Here is a 7,192-nt window from a genome sequence, read left to right as displayed (position 1 = left end):
ACTATCGCAGAGATAGAAAAATGCAGAGCTCAAAGGCTCGGTAGCGGCTGGAGCCTGAAAGGAACGAAGAGTTGAAGCTTAAGGATTTAATAAATCTAAGCGCCGAAAACTACAGCGCGAGCTCTTTGCGCGAACTACACGCAAAGATGAGCGCCGCCATGCCTGCCCTTGTACGCGTAGGTCTACGCTCGGTGCGTCGCGATGAAATAAAGGGCGGGCAACTCATAAAGGGCTGGGTATTTTATGTGAGCTTTTACTACGGAGGCAAAAGGGAGTGCAAAGAGATCGCCTGTTTCGGCAGGCTTCATATCTGCGCCGATGAAACGATGGCAAGCGATTCGTATATTGAGAAAATTTTAAAGTATTTAAGAGAAGCATAGCATTTATCAAGCCCTCTGCGAGGGTTTACATAAGCGCTAAAGCTTAAATTCAAAAAGGAAGGAGCGGAAAATATGGATAAACGAACGGCGCGACTTTGCTTCGTAAGCTCGCCTTATGCAAGTATCCCGTGTAAGCATGAGCGAGATCGCGACTACTATGCCCGCAAGCTTGCCGAGCAGGCCTGCGCCATCGTGCGCGCCAACGGCTATGAGCCCATCTCGCCCGTGCTTGCATGGATGGGGGTGTATAGCGAGCTGGAGCGCGAGCGAATAATGAAAAACTGCGAGGAGCTCCTCTCGGTATGCAGCTACTACTACTTTTTTGCCTGCGAAGGCAGCGAAAATAGCAAGGGCATGGCATACGAGCGAGAGCTTGCAAGACAGCTCGGCGTGAGGGAGCTGAAATTTAGCTTGTTTGACGAGTGAGGGCGGTAAGGTGCGGATCGTAAAGAAGAATAAAAATAACCTTCCGATCTGCCTACGATACGGCTACGTGCTGAGTTACGGCCTAGCCAAAAAATTTAAAATTTTAGGAGTAATACCATGGAAATCAAAAGTTTCGCAGATGTCGATAACGCGCTAAAGCGAGTATGTGAGCTTGAGGTGGCTTTGACCGATATAAACGGAGAGATAACGCTAAAGTGCAACGAGATCAAGGATGCACAAAAAGCCCGGGTCGAGAAGCTGGACAGCGAAAAGAAATATATCGAAGCTCAAATCACGGCTTTTTGTGAGAGCAATAAGGCGGAGTTCGCCGAAAAGCGCAGTAAGGATTTCACCTTCGGTAAGATAGGCTATAAGCTCAGTAAAAGCGTAAGCTTGCCGCGCATCAAAGAAAAGGTCGAGAAGCTCATCAAAGCGCTAAAGAGTTATAAGCTTGATGATTGCATCACGTACGAGGAGACTATAAACAAAGACGCGATCTGCGAGCTTGATGACGCAAGCCTCGTTAAACTAGGTCTAAAGCGCACGGTTAAAGATAACTTCCGCATCGAGACCAAGATAGAAAATTTGCAAAGCGCAAATGTCTAAAAAGGATAGCAGATGAAAAACGACTCGCTAACTTCAAAAGAGAGCATGTTTCAAATATACTGGAGCAAATTTAAAGGCTCAAGAGATAATAAAAATAGGCTTTTGCCTAGATACGTAAGAAGAGCAAAGCTCCAAAACTTTGTTAAAGGGCGTTAAGCCCTTTATAAAAATGTCTAATGGGAGAATATAAAATGACGAGGACAGAAATGATCGAGATTATGCAAGCCTACGAGAGAGGTGAGGAGATAGAAATAAAGGAAAACGAAAAAGAGGACTGGAAGGAAATAAAATATCCATTTTGGGTTTGGGAAAATTTTAAGCTTCGTATCAAGCCAAAAGAAAAACAGCCGAAATTCAAAATAGGTGACGTGCTCGTTAGGCTAGAGTATGGATGCAAACCTCTTGGAAGATGCGATATCCACCAAATAATTAAAATAACCGATAAATTCACGCTCGAAATCGAAAGCGGTATAAAAGTTTGCTTTGATGAAGAATACCTCAATAGCAATTTCATCAAGTCAGATGACGTCCTTTGGTTTTGGGAGTACCAAGAATCTGATGGCAAGTGGAACACAACGCCTCGCAGATATACGAAAGAAGCGCTAAAAGAATATCTTAAAGATCCTTCGACTGCTACTCCTCTTTACGCGCTTGGGTTTAGGCTGGCAAATAAATAATTTTAAAGGGCTTTAAGCCCTTTAACAAGCCTTTAAAGCTGATTTTAAAGACTTGTTAAAGAGTTTAAATTTAAAGGAAAGAGATGACCCATATCGCAACGCTTTCGGGCGGTAAGGATAGTACGGCGATGCTAGATTTGTTACTGCGCGACAAAAAGCCGCTCGATCATATCGTTTTTTATGATACTTTGCACGAATTTGCGGCTATGTATGAATACATCGCCAAGCTCGGCGAGTATTTTCGGGCGCGATACGGCAAGGAGATCACGATACTAAAGCCTGCGATGAGTTTTGAGGAGTGTGTTTTCGGACGCATTAGCAGAGGCGAAAACAAAGGAGCCATTCGGGGTCTCCCCGCTCCGCAGACGCAGGGCTTTTGTGCGTGGCGGAGAGAGGCGAAAGTTGCGCCATTCGAGCGTTGGCTCAAGGCCCAGAGCTTTGACGAGTATAAGATCTATATCGGCTACACTACAGACGAAACCCGTCGCAGAATGGACGGCAATGAGTTTTTGTATCCGCTCATCGACGACTACAATATGAGCGAAGCAGACTGCACGGCGTATCTGAAAGAGCGCGAGATGGAAAATCCGCTATATAGATACTTCAGCCGCACGGGCTGCTATTTTTGTCCTGCGCAGTCAAAGCGCGCCTTCTATCAGGTATGGAAAAACTTCAAACCTGAATGGGAGTATATGAAGCGGATCGAAGCTGAGCTTCTCGCTTTACGAGATGGCGGCGAAGCAGTATTGAATACGTCGTGGTTTGCGGGAAATTTAACCTGCACGGATATGGAGGCAGAATTTATCCGCCTAAGCAGGCAAGGTTCTTTGGCGTTTGACGACGAACCGCTTAAAGACTGCTTCTGCAAAATTTAAAGGATAGGCGATGGCAGAGTTAAAATTCAAGGCGTTTTTGCGTTGCAATCAGAGACTGGCAAACGGAATAACGCTTGGATATGAGAAATTTCCAAAAGGAATATATGAAGTAATGGATCTAAATTTCGCGAATGAAATAGCTACGCTTTGGAGCGAAAAAGAACAAACCAGCTTCGAGGTTTCTTTTCGTAAAATCGAGCTAATGCAATATACAGGTGTAAATGACAAAAACGGCAAAGAAATTTATACGGACTTCTTCGTTAGGTGGGGATTGCGCACTTATAAAATTTGCTTTGATTGCGGATTTTATATGCACGACCTAAGCAGGATAAACCCGGATTATCCAATTACAAAGGAGTTTAAAAAGGCTTCAGATGAGTTTGAAGTCATCGGCAATATTTACGAGAACCCAAATTTGGAGATTAAATAATGCAGCTCTTTTTGATATTTGCGAGCACGATATTTATCACACTGAGCATTACGGCGATAGTAGCGCTAATAATACTGAAAGATTAAGAAAGACGGGCACCGATATGAACGAAAACGATATATTCGACTTTTTACAAAGCTCGAGTCTAAAAAGTGAAAGCTTTAACGAGAAAATCGAATTTTTAATAGAGGATTTTTTAGTAAAACGGCTTATTACGCTTATTTATGCCGACGGCGGCACGGGTAAAAGTTATATGGCATTCGCGCTGGCTAAAAGGCTCTGCGAGGAAAGCCAGAGAGTGTTTTTCATTGATTACGATAATCCCGTCGGAGTACTAAAGCAGCGCGGAGTAGACCGACTCCTCATAAATCGCTTTCCAAATCTCAGCTACATTCAGCGCTCAAGTATCGAAATGGACGGCTTCGAGCTCGTGATGAAGCTGGAAGAAAGCGCGATCGGCAAAGCGTATGAGGGCTGCGTTTTCATACTCGATAGCCTACGCGATTTCGTGGATATAAATAACGATAACCGCGTAAATAGGCTATTTGCAGCACTTAAAAATTTGCGCGAAGCCGGCGCTACGATCTTGATTCTGCACCACTCCAATAAGGATGGGCGCAACTACCAAGGCAGCAATCATATCAGAAATTCGCTTGACGTGATGTATCATCTCATCAAGCGCCCCAGCCCGCAAAACGAGCTCAATTTTTTATGCGAAGTAGCGAAGGAGCGCGCAGGCGTAAAGGATGGCGGCTTTTGCGTGGATCTAGCAAGCTTACAGCTAAAAGAGCTTGATCTGCAGCTTGCGCGGATGAGCGAATACGAGCTCGGTTTCACCGCTGAGATCAGGCGCGCGCTGGAGCTTGGCGAACTAAATAAAACCGAGCTTTTAAACGGCGCAGGCTATGCGAAGGACGATAAAACCGCCCGCGATTGCCTAGATAAATTCGACGGCAAATTGTGGTATAGCCGCAAGGTTGGCAAGAGCGTAATATATAGTTGCAGGCAACCGGCTACAACTGATACAACTATTACAACTATGCGTAGTGGGGGGGCTTTTCGATGAAGATAAATAAGAAAGATGAGCTAAAAAAATACTACATCAAAATGATCCACACGCTCAAGCATAACTATTTCGTGGATGATGAATGTCGCAGGGTGTATCTACAGGCGGAATTCGGCAAGAATAGCCTAAAAGACCTCAATATCGATGAGCTCAGAAAGGTTTTGGCGGTAGTCGGCTATAAAAGCAAATTCGAGCCTAAATTCAAACGAAGCAGCGCTAAAGATACGACCGCGCAAACGGGCGGAGTGCCAAGGGAAATCGCTAAAAAAGACCCCCTAAAGGCTACGCAAAAGCAGCTTGATACCATCGTAGGCATTTGGAATAGGATCGCAAGAGTAAAAACGGGGCTTGCGCTGCGACTTTTTATCGAGCGAATAACCGGCAGGCTGGTATTTTGCCTTTGGTATCTAAGCCGCAGCGAAGCCACGGACGTGATTATCGCTCTACGAAAGATGCAAGGAGCGTACTTTGCTGATAAATAATTTCGATCTATTCGTTGAATTCTATAACTGCGTTAAAGATAGCGAAAGTATGGCCGACGTGCTCAAAGAATACGGCGGAGCCAATATCTACGTGCCGAGTTACAAAAGCACCTTTCGAAATCGCGACATCATTAAAGATTATGAAGAAGGGGTGGCTGCAGGAAAGCAAAGCACCGTAATAATCCGAGAGATCGCCGCTAAATATGGGCTAAGCTACAATGGTGTCTGTAGCATAATAAGAGAAGCAGCAATACGAGAAATTTGACGCCGAACTTCAAACAGTATATAATCTACGGGAGAAATTTAAGGATTGCCCGTGGACAAATACGAGGAAAATAAATTAAAAAGTAAATTTGATGCGAAACAGAGAAAAGCGAGCACTCTTGCTCAATCCTTCATGTATGCAATAGATGATGGTATCGGTTTTGACGAGTGGATAAAGAAGGAGATTGCCCTACTTTCGTTCCTTGGTTTCGTAAAAGATATAAAAATAATGCAAAAGAATGGGAAAACCAAACAAAAACTTATTTTTCAAGACGGACTAGAGATATTATTTAATTTCGCCAATAGATTATATTATGCGAAAAGACGCTATGATAGCCAAATGAAAAGTCTCGGAAAATATTTTCGATACGTAGCCGTTATAGATAATTTAACAAATCAAGCGCATGCAAGTATCCATAACATTATTTTACCGAAAATGGATCCATTTTGGGATAGATTTTATCCGCCGAACGGGTTAAAATGCAGATGCCAAGTTCAGGTTTTAACGGATACCGAGGTAGCCGCAAAAGGATACACCATCACTACAGATAGTTCAAATTTAAATACCGACGAGATACTTGAAAGCGAATTTTTTGCAGAAAATTTTGGCAAGCTCGGATTGAAAGTGGATCTGATAGAGCCTTTTATACAAATTTGTGAGCTTGATTATATTCCTTTAAAATAGGCCTAATTCCTTGTTTCGTACTCTCCGTTAAATTTTTTTGATGAAATTTATCATCTGCGTTTTGATGATTTTTTGTATATCGCTTTGAAGCTTGCCGCCCTTATTGACGGGCAGAAACGGACGAGCCGGGATAAAAATATTTTTGCTTCGCCCCGCTTTATGGGTGCCGAATTGATGCACCAGCCCATAGGCAAAACCTTTATGCTTTGAGTTATTTGATACGATCACTCTTTTGCTGGTTGCGTCCACTACCCATTTATCCGCCAAATATCCGTCACGACGTAGAATTTTATCGGACTTGCCTTTTCGCTTCTTTTGCGCGACGGTGCTCGGCTTTAAAGCGGCCCATTTTTGCCCGAACGGGCTTTTTTCATCCTCGAAGCTATCCTTGATCGAATTTGCGATGATATTACCGATCGTATGCATCAAAGGCTCAGTATTGTGCCCCAATTCGGCCAGCCCTTTTAGCTTTCTTTGCACCGCCTCTAGGCCCGTAATCTCTATCATTTGACTTTGCCTTTAAAATTTATTATAATACCCGTAAAAGTAGCCTCGATGGCGTCAGTGTGCGTAGACGGACGTTATGCGTTGGCATAGCGGTTATCGCGGGTTCGACTCCCGCCGAGCTACTTTATCTTTTTGATTTCGCCCTTTTCAATCAAATCCTCAATCGTTTTTTTATCATTTTTATCAAGCGTTATTACGTAGTTGCTTTGCTTGAATTTCTTAATTATTTTACTTATTTCGATGGGGATTAAATTTATCTTTGAGCCGTCTTTTTTGTCCTCAAAAATAAACAGAATATTTTTGTGCTTTTTGCGTAGATCCGTATAAGCGTTGTTTTCGTTATCCAGCACCGAAACTATCTCGCGCATCTCCTCTATCCTAAGGGCATGATCGTAGCCCTCTTTACGCTTCGGGGCTGCGTGGGACAGATGCTTTTTTGTGATGATTATGCCGCCGCTTTGCACATCTGCGCCTAAAATTTCGCTTGCTTTCTTTGCTAAAAAAGCATTCAAAAAGCCCACCTGCACCATATTGATCGGCGTTTTTGGATTGTCTTTTACGATGATCTCATCTATCGCATCCTCAAGCCCGCTTCTCCATACATGCAGATCTCTTTCGTGTCCAAAGCCCGCTAAACGCTCTTTTAACTTTTGTCGCGCAGTCTCCGCAGTAACGGCGCCTAGCGCCTCTTGTTTCTTTTCGATAAAAATTTCATCCAAATGATCCATTTTGCCTGGGTTGTAAGCAAAATCATCCTGCGCTACGCTTGGCAAAAACGAGCCGTCTGCAAGCGG

General features: G+C 43.7%; 12 protein-coding genes and 1 pseudogene. 11 read left to right on the top strand and 2 right to left on the bottom strand.

All coding sequences use genetic code 11. The features are described from left to right. The first annotated feature begins 71 nt into the window (after positions 1 to 71). From Q0236_RS06010 to Q0236_RS05960, 11 genes are all read left to right on the top strand, one after another. The gene (locus Q0236_RS06010) at positions 72 to 380 is read left to right on the top strand and encodes a hypothetical protein (protein ID WP_297916042.1); all 309 of its coding nucleotides are present in this window, start codon (positions 72 to 74) and stop codon (positions 378 to 380) included. Positions 381 to 452: 72 nt separating this feature from the next. Beyond that, positions 453 to 806, top strand: a complete 354-nt coding sequence (locus Q0236_RS06005) for a hypothetical protein (RefSeq protein WP_297916040.1) — start codon at positions 453 to 455, stop codon at positions 804 to 806. A gap of 117 nt (positions 807 to 923) precedes the next feature. Next, positions 924 to 1,412, top strand: coding sequence for a host-nuclease inhibitor Gam family protein (locus Q0236_RS06000; RefSeq protein ID WP_297916038.1), 489 nt, complete (start codon positions 924 to 926; stop codon positions 1,410 to 1,412). A gap of 12 nt (positions 1,413 to 1,424) precedes the next feature. Beyond that, positions 1,425 to 1,568, top strand: a complete 144-nt coding sequence (locus Q0236_RS05995) for a hypothetical protein (protein WP_297916036.1) — start codon at positions 1,425 to 1,427, stop codon at positions 1,566 to 1,568. Positions 1,569 to 1,618: 50 nt separating this feature from the next. Beyond that, positions 1,619 to 2,089 (top strand): hypothetical protein, encoded by a 471-nt coding sequence (locus Q0236_RS05990; protein WP_297916034.1) that lies wholly within the window; start codon positions 1,619 to 1,621, stop codon positions 2,087 to 2,089. Between the two features lie 83 nt (positions 2,090 to 2,172). After that, complete coding sequence (locus Q0236_RS05985; RefSeq protein ID WP_297916031.1) at positions 2,173 to 2,964, top strand: phosphoadenosine phosphosulfate reductase family protein; 792 nt, start codon at positions 2,173 to 2,175, stop codon at positions 2,962 to 2,964. 10 nt (positions 2,965 to 2,974) lie between these two features. Further along, positions 2,975 to 3,394 carry a YopX family protein gene (locus Q0236_RS05980; RefSeq protein WP_297916029.1) on the top strand — a complete coding sequence of 140 codons (420 nt, stop codon included), beginning with the start codon at positions 2,975 to 2,977 and terminating at the stop codon, positions 3,392 to 3,394. After that, entirely contained in the window at positions 3,339 to 4,460 is a 1,122-nt protein-coding gene (locus tag Q0236_RS05975; RefSeq protein ID WP_297916027.1) for an AAA family ATPase, read from the top strand. Before Q0236_RS05980 ends, Q0236_RS05975 begins: the two co-directional genes overlap by 56 nt. Then, a complete protein-coding gene (locus tag Q0236_RS05970; RefSeq protein ID WP_297916025.1) occupies positions 4,457 to 4,942 on the top strand; it encodes a phage protein GemA/Gp16 family protein in 486 nt (161 codons plus the stop codon). Before Q0236_RS05975 ends, Q0236_RS05970 begins: the two co-directional genes overlap by 4 nt. After that, positions 4,929 to 5,207 carry a Mor transcription activator family protein gene (locus Q0236_RS05965; protein WP_297916023.1) on the top strand — a complete coding sequence of 93 codons (279 nt, stop codon included), beginning with the start codon at positions 4,929 to 4,931 and terminating at the stop codon, positions 5,205 to 5,207. The genes Q0236_RS05970 and Q0236_RS05965 overlap by 14 nt, the downstream gene beginning before the upstream one ends. Positions 5,208 to 5,258: 51 nt before the next feature. Continuing rightward, positions 5,259 to 5,891 (top strand): phage minor head protein, encoded by a 633-nt coding sequence (locus Q0236_RS05960; protein WP_297916021.1) that lies wholly within the window; start codon positions 5,259 to 5,261, stop codon positions 5,889 to 5,891. A 27-nt stretch (positions 5,892 to 5,918) separates the two neighbouring features. On the opposite strand, the gene Q0236_RS05955 is transcribed toward Q0236_RS05960, so the two are convergent. Together Q0236_RS05955 and Q0236_RS05950 are read right to left on the bottom strand one after the other, a co-directional pair. Beyond that, on the bottom strand, positions 5,919 to 6,398 hold the full coding sequence (locus Q0236_RS05955; RefSeq protein ID WP_297916019.1) for a phage virion morphogenesis protein: 480 nt from the start codon (positions 6,396 to 6,398) through the stop codon (positions 5,919 to 5,921). Positions 6,399 to 6,517: 119 nt separating this feature from the next. Then, a pseudogene (locus Q0236_RS05950) lies at positions 6,518 to 7,192 on the bottom strand (phage head morphogenesis protein); the annotation flags it as partial.

This window comes from uncultured Campylobacter sp. (assembly GCF_938031315.1).
Taxonomy (GTDB): Bacteria; Campylobacterota; Campylobacteria; order Campylobacterales; family Campylobacteraceae; genus Campylobacter_B.
This window is presented reverse-complemented; position numbering and strand designations above follow the sequence as displayed.